The organism is Paracraurococcus ruber (assembly GCF_004353985.1).
Taxonomy (GTDB): domain Bacteria; phylum Pseudomonadota; class Alphaproteobacteria; order Acetobacterales; family Acetobacteraceae; genus Paracraurococcus; species Paracraurococcus ruber.
Window position 1 is genome coordinate 1 of the sequence record NZ_SMOA01000105.1, and the last position, 17,411, is coordinate 17,411.

General features: G+C 68.2%; 13 protein-coding genes and 6 pseudogenes. 13 read left to right on the top strand and 6 right to left on the bottom strand.

What is annotated here, in order from left to right:
• The 4 genes and pseudogenes from E2C05_RS17955 to E2C05_RS34240 all read left to right on the top strand — a co-directional run.
• Nucleotides 1-126 (top strand): annotated as a pseudogene (locus tag E2C05_RS17955) (IS110 family transposase); the annotation flags it as partial.
• A 710-nt stretch (nt 127-836) separates the two neighbouring features.
• Nucleotides 837-1,493 carry a hypothetical protein gene (locus tag E2C05_RS17960; RefSeq protein WP_133221028.1) on the top strand — a complete coding sequence of 219 codons (657 nt, stop codon included), beginning with the start codon at nt 837-839 and terminating at the stop codon, nt 1,491-1,493.
• Nucleotides 1,490-3,064 (top strand): hypothetical protein, encoded by a 1,575-nt coding sequence (locus E2C05_RS17965; RefSeq protein WP_133221029.1) that lies wholly within the window; start codon nt 1,490-1,492, stop codon nt 3,062-3,064. The genes E2C05_RS17960 and E2C05_RS17965 overlap by 4 nt, the downstream gene beginning before the upstream one ends.
• A 1,117-nt stretch (nt 3,065-4,181) precedes the next feature.
• Entirely contained in the window at nt 4,182-4,730 is a 549-nt protein-coding gene (locus E2C05_RS34240) for a hypothetical protein (protein WP_133221030.1), read from the top strand.
• A gap of 166 nt (nt 4,731-4,896) precedes the next feature.
• On the opposite strand, the gene E2C05_RS34055 is transcribed toward E2C05_RS34240, so the two are convergent.
• From E2C05_RS34055 to E2C05_RS34685, 3 genes and pseudogenes are all read right to left on the bottom strand, one after another.
• Entirely contained in the window at nt 4,897-5,265 is a 369-nt protein-coding gene (locus E2C05_RS34055) for a transposase (RefSeq protein WP_192912482.1), read from the bottom strand.
• A gap of 536 nt (nt 5,266-5,801) precedes the next feature.
• A pseudogene (locus E2C05_RS34680) lies at nt 5,802-5,993 on the bottom strand (transposase); the annotation flags it as partial.
• A 292-nt stretch (nt 5,994-6,285) separates the two neighbouring features.
• Nucleotides 6,286-6,510 (bottom strand): annotated as a pseudogene (locus E2C05_RS34685) (transposase family protein); the annotation flags it as partial.
• A gap of 624 nt (nt 6,511-7,134) precedes the next feature.
• Between E2C05_RS34685 and E2C05_RS17985 the strand changes: the two are divergent.
• The 9 genes and pseudogenes from E2C05_RS17985 (at nt 7,135) to E2C05_RS18020 (ending at nt 15,359) form a co-directional block, all read left to right on the top strand.
• Entirely contained in the window at nt 7,135-9,033 is a 1,899-nt protein-coding gene (locus tag E2C05_RS17985) for a tachylectin-related carbohydrate-binding protein (protein ID WP_158292211.1), read from the top strand.
• A gap of 57 nt (nt 9,034-9,090) precedes the next feature.
• Nucleotides 9,091-10,077 (top strand): annotated as a pseudogene (locus E2C05_RS17990) (IS481 family transposase); the annotation flags it as partial.
• Nucleotides 10,077-10,553 (top strand): annotated as a pseudogene (locus E2C05_RS17995) (transposase); the annotation flags it as partial. The pseudogenes E2C05_RS17990 and E2C05_RS17995, both read left to right, overlap by 1 nt.
• 67 nt (nt 10,554-10,620) lie before the next feature.
• Entirely contained in the window at nt 10,621-10,776 is a 156-nt protein-coding gene (locus E2C05_RS33145) for a hypothetical protein (protein ID WP_158292212.1), read from the top strand.
• Between the two features lie 299 nt (nt 10,777-11,075).
• Nucleotides 11,076-11,540 (top strand): hypothetical protein, encoded by a 465-nt coding sequence (locus tag E2C05_RS18000; RefSeq protein WP_133221033.1) that lies wholly within the window; start codon nt 11,076-11,078, stop codon nt 11,538-11,540.
• Nucleotides 11,541-11,597: 57 nt separating this feature from the next.
• Complete coding sequence (locus E2C05_RS18005; RefSeq protein WP_133221034.1) at nt 11,598-12,347, top strand: TVP38/TMEM64 family protein; 750 nt, start codon at nt 11,598-11,600, stop codon at nt 12,345-12,347.
• A gap of 4 nt (nt 12,348-12,351) precedes the next feature.
• The gene (locus tag E2C05_RS18010) at nt 12,352-13,785 is read left to right on the top strand and encodes a dihydrolipoyl dehydrogenase family protein (protein WP_133221035.1); all 1,434 of its coding nucleotides are present in this window, start codon (nt 12,352-12,354) and stop codon (nt 13,783-13,785) included.
• Between the two features lie 131 nt (nt 13,786-13,916).
• Entirely contained in the window at nt 13,917-14,333 is a 417-nt protein-coding gene (locus E2C05_RS18015) for an organic hydroperoxide resistance protein (RefSeq protein ID WP_133221036.1), read from the top strand.
• A gap of 42 nt (nt 14,334-14,375) precedes the next feature.
• Entirely contained in the window at nt 14,376-15,359 is a 984-nt protein-coding gene (locus E2C05_RS18020; protein WP_133221037.1) for a redoxin family protein, read from the top strand.
• A 12-nt stretch (nt 15,360-15,371) separates the two neighbouring features.
• On the opposite strand, the gene E2C05_RS18025 is transcribed toward E2C05_RS18020, so the two are convergent.
• The 3 genes and pseudogenes from E2C05_RS18025 to E2C05_RS18035 form a co-directional block, all read right to left on the bottom strand.
• The gene (locus E2C05_RS18025; protein WP_338045148.1) at nt 15,372-16,400 is read right to left on the bottom strand and encodes a LysR substrate-binding domain-containing protein; all 1,029 of its coding nucleotides are present in this window, start codon (nt 16,398-16,400) and stop codon (nt 15,372-15,374) included.
• Nucleotides 16,285-17,049 (bottom strand): IS21-like element helper ATPase IstB, encoded by a 765-nt coding sequence (gene istB / locus E2C05_RS18030; protein ID WP_133221039.1) that lies wholly within the window; start codon nt 17,047-17,049, stop codon nt 16,285-16,287. The genes E2C05_RS18025 and istB overlap by 116 nt, the downstream gene beginning before the upstream one ends.
• A 9-nt stretch (nt 17,050-17,058) precedes the next feature.
• Nucleotides 17,059-17,292 (bottom strand): annotated as a pseudogene (locus E2C05_RS18035) (IS21 family transposase); the annotation flags it as partial.
• Nucleotides 17,293-17,411: the final 119 nt, after the last annotated feature.

Here is a 17,411-nt window from a genome sequence, read left to right on the forward strand (position 1 = left end):
GCCCAGAGGATCGGCACTAAGAAGGCCACCGTCGCCGTGGCCCGCAAGCTCGCCGTGATCCTGCATCGCATGCTGCGCGACGGCAGCGATTTCCGCTGGTCGGCCAGGGAGGTGCAGGCTGCATGAGCAGAGCATAGAAAAAGCACGAGATCCGCTGGCAGCGGCGGAAGGGAGTCCCTGTCGGGACGGGGTTCCGGCCATCGCGCGGGCATTGTTGCGGCCCTACTCCTGTGGGAGCGGGTGACCGCGTACCTGACATCACGAGGCCGGAGCTTCCGACACCATCATGCGGCGGCAAACGCCGACCGCGGAGAGAACCATGCCCCGACAGGTGCACCCATCACCGCTGCAACGGCGAGAAAGGAGGGCTTGATCTCCGAGCCCGCCATAAGAGAACAATGCCCGCAGCAGCGACCACGCCCAAGAGCCTGCCGACCGCGGCAGCCTTCGTCCAAGAATGAATAGTGCAGGTCGGGTTGTCAGCTAGGAATACAAGCCCTCGTATTACGTGCAGAGCAGGCCTTTCCTATGACCGAATCATCCTGAATTTCGTGGCAGTTAGCAACTCCAGGTCACAATAAGAAACTAGTCCAGTTCTATTCCTGCTCGCTACTGGTTCCGCTAGCGCTTCCGTGATGTTCCAAATAGGCGCCTTTGTTTGACTAACTAAGCGGCTCCGACTTTGATCCGCTTTCCGATTGTTGCCGGGGGCTTTAATGTCGTTTCGCATATTTCATTGTAATGGCGTTTCGGAGCGTTTAGGGGCGTTGGCTGGCCTTTGGTGTGTCTTCGGCGCGTGGCCAGTACTCGCACAGCAAGCTCCGCCGAAGCCCAACATGAGGATTTCGACGAGCTACGTAGATCAGGTCGTGGGCACGATGGTCGTCCCCGACATGGATCGTGCGACTGATCACCGCCTGGAGATTACGTCGGCGACCTTGACCGGAAGCGGCCCGTCAACACTCGCAATCCAGGTAGCCGAGCGGATTGTCGCTCCGCCTGCGCGCGCCGAGATCGTCGAGAGAGTCACTGATCGAGCAGCCGATGGAAATGGCCCTGTCGCCGTCGCTCTCGGCGTGATCAACGTCTTCAACCCCATGGCTTGGTTGATGTCGCCTGGCATGACCGGGGTGAATCCCGTCACCCAAACCATGCAGAGCGCCAACCAGCAGCGCACGAAGACGAGGATGCGGTTCGTGCGGGTCCTGGGTTCCGATGCGGGCGGGCAGGTACGCGAGTTTTCCGCCCCGGCGGCAGGACGTGAGATCCTGGTTGTCGCTGACACCCCCGCCTTCGTCGCGGAACTCTCCTACACTTTGGACGGAGACGGTCGCCTCAGCCTATCGCTGCGTGAGCTGGCGGCCGAGCTCACCCAACTCGGCTACCGTCCTGGCGAAGGCGACCTCGAACTGGCCATTGCTTCCGTCGCACCGCCTACAGCAGCGCCCGCGCGCGTCCAGGTACCGGCGTCACTGCTGGGAGGCGCACCATGATCAACCCGATCAGGACAGTGCCGTTCGTGCGGCCCATCGTAGTCGTACTGTGCTGTCTCACGCTCGCCGCCTGCGGACAGCAAGCCGCATCGTCCTATGCCATCTCGGGAAGCCGTGAACTCGCGCCAAAGCGGCAGCCGGACGCAACGTCGCCCCTGCTTGTTGTGAGATTTCCCGCGAGGGTGACGCCCGCTGCGAAGCCGAAGTTCGAAAAGCTCTACGAGACGAGGGGCTTCACCAACATCTTCTACCGCCCAGATGACTCTGAGGTGGTCGTCCCGTGGGCTGGCCTAAATGCCAACCAACGCCCGGCGGACATGACCGGCGCAAGCACGGAAGCGTTGTCGAAGACAGCGCAGCTGGCACTGGATATCTACCAGGACCTGAGTGCCCGCCTCCCGAATGGCGCCGTCCGGCTTCAGCCAACGGAGATTGACCTCCGCCAGACACGCACATCGGGCGGCCTGCCGATGTCGCTGGATGGCTGGCCTGATGCCCTGTACGAGCGCTCCACGGTCGAATACCCGCCCGCGGCCATTTACCTCGACGTCTTCGCCTTCGTGGATCCCTACCATCGGACGGGAACCCCGACGACCTTCGGCAGTCTCGTCGCTCCTCTTGTCACGATCCGCACCTCCCCAGCCGCCGTACCCGCGACTGGGGGTGCTATTGCGATCCCGGACGCCTTTCTCCCTTACACCCGGGCCGTGCGGTCGAGGGCACCTGCTGCCCGTGGACGTGGAGTCACTTTCATCGAATACCTGAACTCCGCCCAGGGAGTGCCCGCTGACGGAGAGACCCTGCCGCCAGACAGGCTCACCGAAGGCCTTGATGGAGTACCCGGCAAGGTGCTGGTCCTGCCTGTTGCGCAGTTCGACCTTGGGACGGAAAGCCTGTCCACGCCCAGCAAGGTCAAGGAGGCGCAAGCACGGCTCTTTTCGGCCTACCAGCAGATCGTGGTCACGGCCCTGAACGGCATCGACCCGACCGTTGCTCTCGAGGCCGATCGTCGACGCTACGTGGCGTTGTTCGATCCCCAATTGGCCGCGCGTGTTGCATCCGGACAAGCCGTGCCAGGCGACACGGAGCGAATGTCTCTCCTCAGGCAGTTCGAACGTGCAGAATGGAGGATGCTCAGTCTCCAAGACGAGGATTTCATCCGCAACACGGTCGGCGGCACATGGGGAAACTCCATGGCCGAGGTTCGCCGCCAGGAGGAACGCTTTCGCCAGGACCTCGAGCGGGCAAGGTCACGAGCCGAGATGGCGTCCATGGTCACCTTCATGTCGGGCGCGATGTCGAACATGGCGCTTTCCCGAGTAAACCCCATGCAGGCTACCATGAACAATCTTCAGCTCAGCATGACGACCATGGCCCAGCAGCAAGCCGCGAACCAGGAACTTGCCGACATCACCCGCAGCTTTGTCTCAAGAATTGAGGGAATATACAGAGAGAGTGTCCGCTTCACCTTCGAGGTGGCTGGGCAAACCTTCGAGGTGCAAGCCCGCTCTCTCGGTGAGCTCAGGGCCCGGATGCGCAAGATCTACGAAACGCAACGGTCCTCGGCATGAGGGCGCGCCCTTGGGCATCTGCCATCGCCACGCTGGTCGTCTCGACGGTCATGCTCGGGAACGACGGCTTTCCGAGACACGCCCTCGCGCAAGGGTTTGACCTCGACAGCGAGGTTGATGAGATCCGGCGGAAGCATGCGGCTCCCCCAATCAAGCCGAGCGATACTCTATCGCGGGCAGGTGAGACGGCCAGGGGCGCGGTTGACGAGGCCGCGCAGCACCTGACGGCCTTCGAAGAGCGGCAGTTCGCACAGATGCGGCAGGCGATGCAGCGCGCTATCGAGGACGTGCGTCGCATCCGGGCCGGTGGGTCACTGGGCGGCGCACAGGGTCAATGCGCGCCCGGCCCCCGATGCCAAGCGCTCGGCAACCGGGTAAGCGGCTACATCTCCCAAATTGAGGCCCAGAACAACGCAGCGATTGCGAGTGCGAACGCGGAAAACGCGCGTGGCAGGCCATTTGCGAGAGGGCCCGGCATCTCGACCGTCGCCACGCAGGCCTATTGCGTCCAGATGGCAGCCGCGGAGGTGAGCCGGGCTTGCGCGGACGAACTTCGCCGGAACGGTCGTCCCGACTGCGCGGACCTCGCTTACCGGCAAGCGGACTCCCTGATCGAGACGGCAAGGGGAGCCGCAGCCTCCGCCAACGCTTCGCGCACGCGGGACGGGGATCTCAGATGCCCAAAGCAATGAGGTTGACCCGTATTCCGCTCGTGACCGCCGCCGCGCTGCTTCCGCTCGTGGCTGCCACCTCGGGGGCCCGAGCCAACTGTCCTGATCCCGACGCCCAGCGTGGCGGCGGAGATCGAATACTGCTGCAGCTCGGGACACATTCCCAGAATGCCCGGCTTTGCATTGGACGCAGCAACGTCCTTGGGCTGCCAGCGGGAGCTTACCGCTGTAGCGGGACCCAATGGATCCGCGATCCCGAAGCCCGTTGCGCCCAGGAGCTTCCCGGCGAGAGTGCCCAGTCCGGACCGGCCCCCCTGAACCGCACGGGAAATGCCGCCCTTAACGCGGGAAGTCTCACTGCTGGGCTCGGCGCGGCGGTTGCGAAGTGTGCCGAGGTCACGGAGCGGGGGCGTGGACTGCTGGCCAGTGCGCGCGCGTTCAAGCAAATGGAGGAGCGTTATCTCGGCCCTCTCGGCAACATCTTGACTCTTGTCTCCATCGATAACTCCCTGCGAGAAGGAAAGAGACTGGAGGCCGCGCGGACCGCCTCGTTCCTTACCGCGGACACCGTGATTTGTGCTGGAACAACCCTACCGGCGGCCTGCCTGGGATGGCAGATTGGGCGATCGGTTGGTGAATTGATCAACGCTGGTCCGGTGCTTGCAGGCGTCAGCGACAAGACAGTCAATGACTGGTGGTCCGACAAGCTCGCCGACATCTATTATGCGCCGAACGAGGAGAAGATACGCCGCAAGATCCAGGAAGCTCGACAACGAGCCAGGGAGGCCCAGCGGGCGGCGGAACGCGCTGAAGCCGAGGCGCGCAACCGAAGCTGTCAGGCTGACGAGAAGCCCACCGTCCGCTATGCGCCGCGGACGTCACAGCAGCCGCCTCCGGAAGAACCGCCTCCATCGCGTCCCCGCACGCCCCGCATCGAGGATAAGGGCTACACTGCACCGTTGCAGACAGGTTGCAGGCTTGCGGGAACATGTTGACCGCCAGGGCTCAGATCGCCCTCATGGGTTCTGTCAAATCTCGCGCCAAAGCTGACGACGTGAGTTGCGGGCCGTGTTCAGCCTACGCCGCTTCGAGAATGGCGAGCACATGTCAACGCTGGTGCGGAAGTGGCTTTCCCGCACTTCCCGTGCTGCGGTCCCGCCGTCATGCCGCGTGCATGACGCGGGCGCGGAGTAGTGCGAAGCCGGCTCGACCGTACATGGTGCGCTTGATCATTTTGATGCGGCAGATCTGGCCCTCGGCCGGGCTGGTCGTCCCGGGCAGGCAAAGGGCGGCTTCAACAGCGGTGATGTCCTTCCGCAGCTCGGCGACGAAGTCGGACAGGTGCGTCCTCGCCGCGGCAGCGAGGACGTCCGCCAGTGTCTCGTCGCTCTTCTTGCGGAGTACGCCCTCGAGGCGCTTCGCGGCTGCCGCCGTGGCTGCCAGTTCGGGCACCTCCTCAAGCAGCTTGACGGCGAAGGTACGGTCCGGCCGCGACAAGGTCCGGGGCTCGGCCACCAGCAGCCGTGCCACGCGCCGGCCCGAGGGCGGCCGCCATGGCTTGCCATCAGCCGTCCGGGGTGCCTGCGCTCCGTTCGGCCCGGTCCTGCGGCGCTCGTTGCCCAGCGGCGGACGACGGCGTCGCGGCCGGCGAAGCCCAGCGCTTTCAGCTCCTGCCACAGCCGGGCGGCGTTGTGGCACCCCTCGGCCCAGCGGCGCTCCAGGTGGTCGCGGTAGGGGTCGAGCACGCTACCGCGCCGAGGTTTCTGCCAGGACGGCATGACACCGGCGCGAAGCCAATGTCGCAGTGTCTTGCGATCGGCACCGAGCTGGCGGGAGATCGCGCTCAGCGAGGCTCCCGCTGCGTGCAGGCGTGCAGCCTCGTCGAACCGACCCTGCCGCCGCTCGCGTGTCGCGACACTTCGGCGCCGTGCAGCGCCCGGATGGGCAGCCGCAGCCACAGGTGGAGTGCTGGGCACCCCAGGCTGCTGCATTACCTCCAGGGCGACCCGGCGCACCGTCGCATGGTGGCGCTCAACCGCGGCATGAACGGCGTCGCCGAGGTTGCGCAGCAGGTGCCACCGGTCGGTGACCTCTACCGCATCGGGCGCACCCTGCCGGATGCCGTCGGCGTAGACGCCGGCCCGGTCGCGGGCGACCACCGCCACGCTGGGATTGGCCTTCAGCCACGCCGCCAAGCTCTCGGCGCTGCGGTCGGGCAGCAGGTCGACCACCCGGTTGCGCTCGAGGTCGACCAGCACCGTCCCGTACCGGTGGCCGCGACGCCAAGCCCCATTCGTCAACCGCCAGCACCCGCACCGGCGGCCTCGGCTGCAGAGCAGCGCCGGGGCGGCGCGCCATCCGGAGCAGGGTGTCGGCGCTGACCGGCATGGCCAGGCGCGCCGCCAGCCGCGAGCCGACTTCGCCGCCGGCAGCAAGGCCCAGATGGCGCTGGAGGTCGTCCAGCCACCCGGTCCGACGAGCGGCAGGAGGCGCGATGTCGGCCAGCCGCTCGGCGAAGGTCAGGCGTATGCACTCCGGCTCCAAGCATCGGAAGCGCCGGGCCCGGACGCGCAGGCTGTCCGGCTGCCCCTGCCAGGGCAGGTCGTTGAGGATGCGGTCGTACCGGCTGTGGACGCGCCAGGATGGCTTGCCACAGGCTGGGCAGGCAGCCCAGGGCTCACGCGGGGCGACGACGATGATGAGGAGTTCAGGGGAAGGCAGGATCTGCTGAACCAGCAGCCCTGCTGGGATGAGTGGAAGAAGACGCTTCGACAACGGTCAGGCTTCAGGGAGAGGAACGTACCTCCTTCATGTGCTCACTCCGACCCGGAACGACGACCCGCAACACGGGAAGTGCGGGAGAGCCAGGCCAAGATGGCCTGACCTCTACGCCACCACCCAGTCTCCGCTCCGGCGGAGAGGCTGTCTCTGCCGGGACGGTGGGTGGCGGCGACCGCGCAGAGCCCGTTGGCCGGTCTGGCGTCACCCGCCGGATCAGGCCGTCGCAAACATCGCGGCGCCCCACCCCTGACCCCCATCATGGGGCGGATCACACCGACCCCGGAGAGAACCATGACCCCGGCAGTGGTCAGCCTCCTACCCGGCGCTTGACCTGGGAGCCCCGATTAGAGAACGCGGACTCTAACAACGTGACAATGCCCGCCAGCGTGCAGCAGAATAGAAATGCAGGGCATCTCTGTGCGCATGCAGAGATTGAGTGCGGCAAGGCAGCATAATCGGTCTTGCGCGAGTGTAGGCCGTTCAACTCCACCCATACGGCATTCGACCGTCTACCGGACGGCGAGCGTGTCTGCGGAAGCGCATCAATCCTTTGTCAGCATGGCCGCACTGCAGAGGCACCATGATCTAATCGCCGCCGCTCGGAGAGGACGAACGGTCATGCCACAGACCATTCTCGGCGGCGACAACGGCACGCTCTACTACGTCACCGAGGATGGCGACCTGCTGTGGTACCGCGACGCGCGGCGCGACGGCGTCGCGGGCTGGGCGGCAAACTCGGGCAGCCGCATCGGCACCGGCTGGCAGGATTTCAGGCTCGTCTTCGGCGGTCCGGGCGGCATCATCTACGCCATCAAGCAGAACGGCGATCTGGTCTGGTACCACGACACCCGGCAGGACGGCAGCTGGGCCTGGGCGCCGAACTCCGGCGCGGTGATCGGCACCGGCTGGCAGGATTTCCGCATCGTGTTCGGCGGCGACCAGGGCGTCATCTACGGCATCAAGCAGAACGGTGACCTGCTCTGGTACCGGGATGTGCCACGCAACGGGACCGCCGGGTGGGCGGCGAACTCGGGCAGCCGCATCGGCTCGGGATGGCAGGACTTCCGGATCGTCCTTGGTGGCGACCAGGGCATCATCTACGGCATCAAGCAGAACGGCGACCTGCTCTGGTACCGGGATGTGCCACGCAACGGCACGGTCGGGTGGGCGACCAACTCCGGCGACATCATCGGCTCGGGCTGGAGCCCCTTCCCGCATGCCGTATCGGGCAGTGGCGGGATCATCTACGGCGTGGACGCGGGCGGGAGGCTGCTGTGGTACCGCGACCTGCCGCGCAACGGGACGCCCGGCTGGGCGCAGCACTCGGGCGAGGCGGTCGGCAGCGGCTGGCTGGGCTACCAGTGGAGTCCGAGCCTTGCCGAGTTCGGCCACGGTGCGATGCAGCAGAACGGCAAGCCGGCGATCGGTCCACGGCGCCTGGTGGTGATCCTGGCGGAGTACGACGACAACGCGGCCGGCGACTTCCCGATCTTCGGCTCGGTCCATGCACCCGATTACTATGAGAAGCTGGCATTCGGGCAACCGTCGCCGCCCTTTACCACGGCGTCTCCCGTTAACCCGGCGAGTCTCGACGGATATTTTCGGGAATGCTCGCTCGGCCGGTTCTGGCTCGAGCCCGGCGCCGTGATCGGGCCGATCCGAATGGGCGTGCTCAACGACAAGGGGCCGGAGACCCGCTCGCAGCAGATCATCGCCCGGGCCGTGGAGCAGCAGCCCGCCCTGTTCGCGGCTGCCGACCTCGACGGCGACCAAGTGGTCGGATCCAGCGAGCTGGTCGTGCTGATCGTCGAGAACATCAAGGGGTTGCAACCGGCCAACCGCGGCAACTTCGCCGTGCAGTTCCAGATGCAGATCGGTCCCGTCCAGCTAAAGAAGACGATCACGCTGCGCGTCGCCTTCGCCGGACCGTTGACGCCCTTCTACCAAGTCGCCCACGAGGTGTCGCACTCGCTGGGCACGGTCGACATGTACAACAGCGGCGCCGGGAACACGCTCATCACCCTGATGGGCGGATACGGATTCTTCGCCAACGACCAGGCGATCGTGCACCTGGATGCCTGGCACAAGCTAGCGCTCGGCTGGTGCGAGCCGCGCCGGCGCCGGATGACGCGGCCGGGCGACGACGCACTCCCGGAGACCACACCAAGCCAACCAACCTCGCCGCTGCTGCTTTGGCATCCTGACCGCGGCGCGTCGGAATACTTCCTGGTCGAGCAGCGCAGCCGGGACTCAGGTTTCTCGCGCTACGAGGCGAGCCTGCCCGACAGCGGCGTGCTGGTCTGGCGGGTGACGCCGGGTGCGCCCATCCCGGTGACGCATCTGGGCGCGCCCGATCTCGCCGTCGGCGGAAACGGCTTCTGGAAGGGTGGGCAGACCACGCCGCCGCTAAAATGGAGCGACGGAAGCTCGACCGGGGTGAGGCTGAACTTCCATGACCCGGTGATCTCCGTGAATCGTCCGTCGGGTTTCGCCTGGATGCGCGTCACCTGGTCCTAGATGTTTGGTCCCAGGGTTTGATGGTGCAGTCTTCTCCCCTGCATGGAGGGATGCGCTATGGGCCAAGTTCTCCACGGCTGCGCCCGCACGACTGAGGCGGTCCGTCGGGCGATCCAGCATAGTCAAGAGAGCCTGAGGGCTCTGGCTCGGCGTCACGGCGTCAATCCGAAGACCATCGCCAAATGGCGGGCCCGGACCGACATCGCCGATCGCCGGACGGGACCCTCCGAGCCGTGTTCCACCCGCTTGTCAGCCGAAGAGGAGGCAATCGTCGTTGCCTTCCGCCGCCATACCCTGCTGCCGCTGGATGACTGTCTCTACGCCCTGCAGCCGACACTTCCGCACCTGACCCGCTCAACGCTGCATCGCTGCCTCCAGCGCCATGGCATCTCCCGCTTGCCCGAGACCGACGGCGACAAGCCGGTGCGCAAGCGCTTCAAGGCCTATCCCATCGGCTTCTTCCACATCGACATCGCCGAGGTCCGGACCGAGCAGGGCAAGCTCCACCTCTTCGTGGCCATCGATCGCACTTCGAAGTTTGCCTTTGCCCAGTTGCACGAGCGCGCCACCACGCGCATCGCCGCCGACTTCCTCCGTGCGCTTCTGCAAGCCGTGCCCTACCGCGTGCACACCGTGCTCACCGACAACGGCCTGCACTTCACGACGCCGGGCAACAGCGCCTCGGCCGCGCCGCTCATCCGCGAGGCCATCGATCGCGGCGAGATCTTCCGCGCCCACTCCTTCGAGCTGGCCTGCGCGCAGAGCCGCATCGAGCACCGCCTGACGAAGCCATTCCACCCCTGGACGAACGGGCAGGTCGAGAGGATGAACAGGACGCTCGAGGAAGCCACCGTCCAGCGCTACCACTACGTCAGCCACGACGAGCTACGCAGTCATCTCGCGCTGTTCCTCGACGCCTACAACTACGCGAGGCGCCTCAAGACCCTGAAGGGGCTCACGCCCTACGAATTCATCTGCCGAACCTGGGCCGCAGAGCCCCACAGATTCTCCGCAAATCCGCACCACCAAATGCCGGGACCAAACAAGCCCGCAACATCGCCGAACGGCTACCCAAGGCGCTGCAGGCGCCGGTTCGCCGGGCGCTGCGGCAAGCCTGGGAGCTGGACGACGCGGTCAAGGCCGAGCGGCTGCTGCGCAACCTGGCGCGCACCCTCGAGCCCCGGGCACCCGGCGCCGCCGCCTCGATCCTGGAGGGTCTGGACGAGATCCTCACCGTGGTCCGGCTCGACCTGCCGCACGAGCTGCGCCGCTCGCTTGCCTGCACGAACATCGTCGAGACCATGCTCGGCTCGGTGCGGCGCGTCTGCCGCAACGTGAAGCGCTGGCGCGATGCCGACATGACGCTGCGCTGGGCAGCCGCCGCCATGCTCGAGGCTGCCAAGGGCTTTCGCAGGCTGAAGGCGAAGCGGCATCTGCCGGCGCTCCGCGCCGCCCTCACTGCTCACCGTGCGAAGGGCAAAGCCAACACGCCGATTGCTCAGCAGCCGCGGGCCGCATAACGTCATCTGCGGTCGCGTCGCCCGCCGTTCTCAACATCGGGCGGGACATCCCCACAATGATCGTGCCTTGGCCGAGGCTGACATCTCACATTGGAAGCGCGTCGTCGGTGATGGACTGCGTTCACAGACTGACGGCCGGCAGGCGACCGAGGTGGCCATTGCCGCCGACGTGCTGAACCGCATGCTCGAGCTTGGACGGCCGGAGTACGTCCGCATCGCATAACCCCGAATGCGGGTAGGGCTACGTGCGTCCGCACCGCTGATTCCTGCAACACACTGACGAAACAGCGTTCCGGAAGCGAGCCGCTGCCCGTCGCATTGTCGATCGCGTCCGGCACCGCTGCGTCGTTGCGGCCGCCTATCGCGGGCCTGCGCAATCCGAGCGGCAGCTTTCCGTCAGGCGGAAAGGCGAGTTCCGAACTTACGGGATAAGCGGCGACGGTGCGGCGGCCTAGTTTCGTGACCGGCGGCGGTGCCCCGTCACAGCGACCGTCGCCGCAATAGCCTCAGGAGGATCCCTCGATGTCCACGCTCACCACGCGCCTGGCCCTTGGCTTCGGCGCGGGCTTCCTCTCGCACCTGGTCTTCCAGGGCGCCTTCGGTAGCACGCTCTACGCCGCCCACATCCTGCCCTCGCTGCCGTTCAGCCTCGCGCCCGTGCCGCCGCTCGGCGTACCCCGCACCGTATCGCTCGGGGTCTGGGCCGGCCTTTGGGCGCTGCTCTACGTCGTGCTTGAGCCGTGGCTCACGGCGCGACTCGGCCGCTGGCTGGGCGGCATCGCCTTCGGCGTGCTGCCGCTGCTTGGGCACTGGTTCGTCGCGCTGCCCTTCAAAGGCGCAGGCGTCGGCGGCGGCTTCCACGCCGGCATGGTGCCGATCGAGATCGGATTCCACCTGATCTTCGGCCTTGGCGTCGCGATCCTGTATCGCGCCGGCGCGACGCTGACCGGGCGCATCCCCCCGCGGGCCGTGCCGCAGCAAGGTTGACCGCAGACATCGCGCGGCGGCGGGCAACCGCTGCCGCGCCGGAGAAAGACCCCCGCCATGACCAGCCTCACCACCCCGCTGCCGCCGCCGGCACGCCCGCTCGCGCCTCGCCTGCTCGCGGTGCTTGCCGCCGGCGCCGCGGTCGCGGCCCTCCTGAAGCTCACGGGTACTCTCGATCTGCTGAGCTTCTCCGCACTCGCCCGTCACCGTGAGTGGCTGGCGACGGAGGTCGCGGCACTCGGCCTCGCCGCGCCCCTCCTGTTCATCCTGGCCTATGCGGCCTGCACGGCGCTCTCCCTGCCGACCGGGCTGTTGCTGTCCACCCTGGCCGGCTTCCTGTTCGGAACCTGGTGGGGCGGGCTGTGCATCCTGGTGGGGGCGGCACTGGGTGCAACCATTGTCTTCCTCGCGGCCCGAACCGTGATCGGCGACGCACTGCGCGCCCGCGCCGGCCCCTTCCTGCAAAGGCTGGAAGCCGGGTTCCGCGAGGACGCGCTGAGCTACATGCTGGTGCTGCGGCTCGTGCCGCTCTTCCCGTTCTGGCTGGTGAACCTGGCGCCGGCCTTCCTTGGGGTGCGGCTCTCCACCTTCGTGGCCGGGACCTTCCTCGGCATCATCCCCGGCGCCTTCGTCTTCGCCAGTGTCGGCACCGGGCTCGGCGCCATCCTGGAGAGCGGCGGGAGGCCGGATGGCACCGCCATCCTGCAACCGCGTGTCTTCATTCCCATCGCCGGTCTTGCCTTGCTGGCGCTGATCCCTGTGGTTCTGAAGCGGCTCCGTCGCCGGTCGCCGCAGAGTGGGAAGTAATCCCATGAGCAACATGGTCTTCGACGTGGATATCTGCGTCATCGGTGCCGGCTCGGCCGGCCTCTCGGTGGCCGCCGGTTCCGCGCAGCTCGGCGCCTCTACCGTGCTGGTCGAGCGCGGCCGGATGGGCGGCGACTGCCTCAACACCGGCTGCGTCCCGTCCAAGGCGCTGCTCGCCGCCGGCAAGGCGGCCCGGCGCCGGCGCGACGCGGCACCGTTCGGCGTGACCTACGCGCCGCCGGGCGTGGACTTCCCGGCGGTCCAGCGGCATGTGCAGGAGGTCATCGCAGCGATCGCACCGAACGACTCCGTCGAGCGTTTCGAGGGCCTCGGCGTCCGCGTGGTGAAGGGCAGCGCCCGCTTCACCGGGCCGCGCGAGGTCGCGGTGGGCGGTACGCGCATCCGCGCCCGCCGCTTCGTCGTCGCCACCGGGTCGAGCGCGGCGGTGCCGCCCGTCCCCGGCCTCGACCAGGTGCCCTTCCTGACGAACGAGACGCTCTTCGAGAACCCCGAGCTGCCCCGCCACCTGCTCGTCATCGGCGGCGGCCCGATCGGCATCGAGATGGCGCAGGCCCACCGCGCCCTGGGTGCCGAGGTTACGGTCCTCGAGGCCGCGCGCATCCTGCCGAAGGACGACCCGGAACTGGTGGCCCTGCTGCGGCAGCGCCTGGAGACGGATGGCATCGCTATCCGTGAGGGGGCGAGGCTCGCCCGGGTCGAGCTTGGGGTGGATGGCGAGCTCGCGGCGGTGCTGGACACGGAGCACGGCGAGGAGCGCGTTGCCGGCTCTCACCTGCTGGTTGCCGCCGGGCGGCGCCCGAACCTGGTGGGCCTCGGCCTGGAAGCGGCCGGCATCGCCCATGGCCCCCGCGGCATCACGGTGGACGCGCGGCTGCGCACCTCCAACCGCCGGGTCTTCGCCATCGGCGATGTCGCCGGCGGGCCGCAATTCACCCATGTCGCCGGCTACCACGCCGGCATCGTCATCCGGAACGCGCTGTTCCTGCTCCCGGCCAGGGTGGATTATCGCGCCATGCCCTGGGTGACCTACACCGAGCCGGAGCTGGCCCAGGTCGGCCTGACCGAGGCCGCGGCGCGAACGGCGCATGTCGAGGATGTGGTGGTCCTGCGCTGGCCGTTCCAGGAAAACGACCGCGCCCAGGCGGAGCGGGAGACCTTCGGCTTGGTCAAGGCGGTGACCACGCGGTCGGGCCGGATCCTCGGCGCCTCCATCCTGGGTGCAGGGGCCGGCGAACTCATCCAGGTCTGGGTCCTGGCGATCGGCCAGGGGCTGAACATTAAGGCCCTGGCCGGCATGATCGCGCCCTACCCGACGCTGGGCGAGGCCAGCAAGCGCGCCGCCGGCAGCTTCTTCACGCCGAAGCTCTTCGGGGAGCGCACCCGTCGCCTGGTGCACCGGCTTGCCCGCCTGGGCTGAGGCCTGCGCCGCGCCGCTTTCCACTTTCCGGAAGGCGGCTCTCCAATCACGGCAGATACCGCGCCACGGCGCGCCGCCACAGTGTCCGACCACCGGGCCGACCCTGGCCTGGCGAGCAGGAGAAGCCGAGCATGAGTGCCCAGGAAAGGCTGCTGTACACCGCGCGGACCCGCACCACAGGGGGCCGCGACGGCGCGTCCCGCAGCGACGACGGCCGGTTGGAGGTGAGGCTGTCCATGCCCGGCACCCGCGGCGCCGGCACGAACCCCGAACAGCTCTTCGCCGCCGCCTGGTCGGCCTGCTTCGAGGGCGCAGTCGCCGTCGCTGCCCGCAAGCTGCACGTGACCATTCCCGCCGAGCCGATCATCGACACGGAGGTGGACCTGAACATCGCCGATGGCGAGTACTTCCTGCGCGCCCGGCTGAACGTCAGCCTGCCCGACCTGCCGCGCGACATCGCCTGGGCTGTGTTGGATGCGGCGCACCAGATCTGCCCCTACTCCAAGGCGACACGCGGCAATGTCGACGTCGCCATCAACCTCGTCTGAACCACTGCCCGCCCCGCTCGGGGCGGGCCAAGGGAGGTCCGCATGACCGACAGCAGCGCTGCGAACCGCCGGAGCCTGCTCGCGGGGCTGCTCGGCAGCAGCATCGCGGCCGGGCTGGCTGCACCCCGCCGGGGCCAGGCCGCCGGGACGGCCGCGCCAGACTTCGTCGGGCTCGACGGCTGGTTGAACGCCGAGGCGGCGCCGACGCTGGCCGGGCTGCGCGGCAAGGTGGTGCTGGTGGATTTCTGGACCTATTCCTGCATCAACTGTCGCCGCACCGTGCCCTATCTCAACCGGTGGCAGGCGGAGTACAGCGCGGCAGGACTGCAGGTGCTGGGCATCCACACGCCGGAGTTCAGCTTCGAGCGCAGGCGCCCGAACGTCGAGGCTGCGGTGCGCGAATTTGGCATTCGCTATCCGGTCGGGCAGGACAACGGCTTCCAGACCTGGCGCGCCTGGGGCAACCGCGCCTGGCCCGCCTTCTACCTGCTGGACCGCGACGGCCGCATCGTCCTGTTGCGGGAAGGCGAGGGCCATGCGCGCGAGCTGGAAGCAGCGATCCGCGCCCTGCTCGGCCTGCCCGGCGCCGCGGCGCATCGTGGCGACGACCCGGACCTCTCCGGTGTGCAGTCGCCCGAGATCTATTTCGGCGCCATTCACCCGACGCCGCAGGACCGGGCACAGTCGCCGCGGCGGGGCGAGGCGGCCTACACCTTCCTCGCATCCCGCCCGCGGCGTGACCAGTACCAGCTGGACGGCACCTGGGCACGGGAGGAGGGGCTGGTGCTGCGCTCCTTAGCCGGTGCGCTGCGACTGCGCTTCTCGGCCGCCAAGCTGCACCTGGTGGCGGGCGCGGCGCAGCCAACGGCGTTGCGCGTGCGCGTGGATGGCAGCGCGCCGAACACCGTCGAGGTTGGGCGCCCGACGCTGTACACACTGCTCGACGGCGACACCTATGGCGAGCACCTGCTGGAACTCGAGGTCGAAGGGCCGGGGCTGTCGCTGTTCAGTGCGACCTTCGGCTGAGCGCGGCAGGGTTCAGACCAGGTCGGCCTCCAGCGCCGCCTTGAGGCGCGGCGCCGTGAAGTCGAGGAAGGCGCGCACCTTCAGCGGCAGCGGCCCGCCGCCGAGATAGACCAGGTGCGCCGGCAGGGGCAGCGGCTCGAAGCCACGCAGCACGGGCACCAGCTGGCCGGTCCGCACCGCGGCGGCGACGTGGAAGGAAAAGAAACTACCGATGCCGGCGCCGGCCATCGCGGCGTCCACCAGCGGCTCCGCCGCATCGATGCGCAGCCGCGGCCTGAGTGCCTCCGCGATGCCCTCCTCGAAGGTGTCCCAGAAGTAGCTGCGCGACCCGAGGTATTCGAGGCAGTCATGCCGCGCCAGGTCGGACGGCGCCTGCGGCGTGCCGCGCCGCGCCAGGTATTCGGGGCTGGCTACGATCACCCGGCGTATCTCGCCGACCCGGCGGGCGACGAGGGCACTGTCAGGCAGCGGCCCGAGCCGCACCCCGACATCGACATGCTCCTGGTGCAGGTCCAGCACGCGGTCGCTCAGCCGCAGGTTCAGGACGATGTCGGGATAGGCGCCCAGGAAATCCAGGGCGATCGGGGTCAGGTAGCGGCGTCCAAAGGTCGTGGAACCCGTGACGGTCAGCTCGCCGCGCGGCGCCCGGTACTCGGCGGAGGCGGCGCGCTCGGCCTCCTCCACCCGCTCGAGGATGTCGCGGCAGGCGGCGGCATAGGCCTCCCCCGCATCGGTCAGGGACACGCTGCGCGTCGTGCGGGTCAGCAGCCGCGTCCCCAGCCGCGCTTCCAGCTTGCGGATTCCGATGAAACCAGCCGCCCATTCCGAATGAAGCCAGCCACCTGTTCCGACGGAAACCAGCCGGGCAATCCGATTGATGCCAGCCGGGGGAGGAGTAGCGGTCTGCGGGCGGGTTGATTGTCGCTCAGGCCCCCTGGTCGGCGTCAACCGTGCTGGTGCGCCGGGTGGCCCGTCGGCGGAGGGACTCTCCGTTGAGCTCGATGCGGTGGGCATTGTGGACGAGGCGGTCGAGGATGGCATCGCCGACGGTCGGATCGGCGATCCAGTCGTGCCAGCTGGGCACCGGCAGCTGGCTGGTGACGATGGTGGCGGTGCGGCCGTGCCGATCGTCGACCAGTTCCAGCAGGTCCCGCCGCTGCTCCGGCGTCAGCGGGGTCAGGCCCCAGTCGTCGAGGATCAGGACCTGCACGCGCGCCAGCGTCTTCAGCATGCGGGCGTAGCGGCCATCGCCGCGGGCCAGGCCGAGCGCTTCGAGCAGCCGCGGCAGGCGGTGGTACAGCACGCTGCGGCCGTCGCGGCAGGCCTTGTGGCCGAGCGCGCAGGCCAGCCAGGTCTTGCCGACGCCGGTCGGGCCGGTCAGCAGCACGCCCTCGTGCCGGTCGATCCACTCGCCGGCGGCGAGGCGCTGGAACAGGGCACGGTCGAGACCGCGGGCAGCGCGCCAGTCGATGTCCTCGACGCAGGCGGACTGGCGCAGGCCGGCGAATTTCAGCCGGGCCTGCAGGCGCCGGTCCTCGCGCCCGGTCGCCTCGCGCTCGACCAGCAGGGCCAGGCGCTCCTCGAAGCCGAGGCCGTCCAGGTCCGGCTGGCGTCTCTGCTCCTCGAGCGCCTGCGCCATGGCGACCAGGCCGAGGCTGCGCAGGCGTTCGCTGGTGGGATGGGTGAGCATGCTCCCTCCTCAATGGTAGTAGCCGCCGCCGCGGATGTTCGGGTGCCGGATGGGCGGCGCGTCCGGTACCGGCTCCGGCGCGTAGGCCCGGTCGAGGCCGTTGCGCAGGATGGATGCGATCGAGGCGTAGCTGCGGGCGCCGATGTCGAGGCCGCGCTGGCAGGCGGCCTCCACCCGGGCAGCGCCGTAGCCGCGCACCAGGCCGAGGATGCCGAGGCACGCCCGGAAGCCCTGCTCCGGATGTCAACGGTCCGCGGAAACTCCCCAGAAGTGGGCCGGCAAAATTCCCCACTGGCTGGGCATCGGTGATCAGCCGGCGCGTTGATCGGCGACTTCCTGGATTTTTGGTGGCCGGCCGCGAC

Bases quoted from the DNA above. Each gene is read 5' to 3' on its own strand.
- E2C05_RS18010 (WP_133221035.1), top strand. From the start codon at position 12,352: ATGAGCAACATGGTCTTCGACGTGGATATCTGCGTCATCGGTGCCGGC.
- E2C05_RS18000 (WP_133221033.1), top strand. From the start codon at position 11,076: ATGTCCACGCTCACCACGCGCCTGGCCCTTGGCTTCGGCGCGGGCTTC.
- E2C05_RS18005 (WP_133221034.1), top strand. From the start codon at position 11,598: ATGACCAGCCTCACCACCCCGCTGCCGCCGCCGGCACGCCCGCTCGCG.
- E2C05_RS17985 (WP_158292211.1), top strand. From the start codon at position 7,135: ATGCCACAGACCATTCTCGGCGGCGACAACGGCACGCTCTACTACGTC.
- istB (WP_133221039.1), bottom strand. From the start codon at position 17,049: ATGCTCACCCATCCCACCAGCGAACGCCTGCGCAGCCTCGGCCTGGTC.
- E2C05_RS18025 (WP_338045148.1), bottom strand. From the start codon at position 16,400: ATGCCATCCTCGACCGCCTCGTCCACAATGCCCACCGCATCGAGCTCA.
- E2C05_RS17965 (WP_133221029.1), top strand. From the start codon at position 1,490: ATGATCAACCCGATCAGGACAGTGCCGTTCGTGCGGCCCATCGTAGTC.
- E2C05_RS17960 (WP_133221028.1), top strand. From the start codon at position 837: ATGAGGATTTCGACGAGCTACGTAGATCAGGTCGTGGGCACGATGGTC.
- E2C05_RS18020 (WP_133221037.1), top strand. From the start codon at position 14,376: ATGACCGACAGCAGCGCTGCGAACCGCCGGAGCCTGCTCGCGGGGCTG.
- E2C05_RS18015 (WP_133221036.1), top strand. From the start codon at position 13,917: ATGAGTGCCCAGGAAAGGCTGCTGTACACCGCGCGGACCCGCACCACA.
- E2C05_RS34240 (WP_133221030.1), top strand. From the start codon at position 4,182: ATGGAGGAGCGTTATCTCGGCCCTCTCGGCAACATCTTGACTCTTGTC.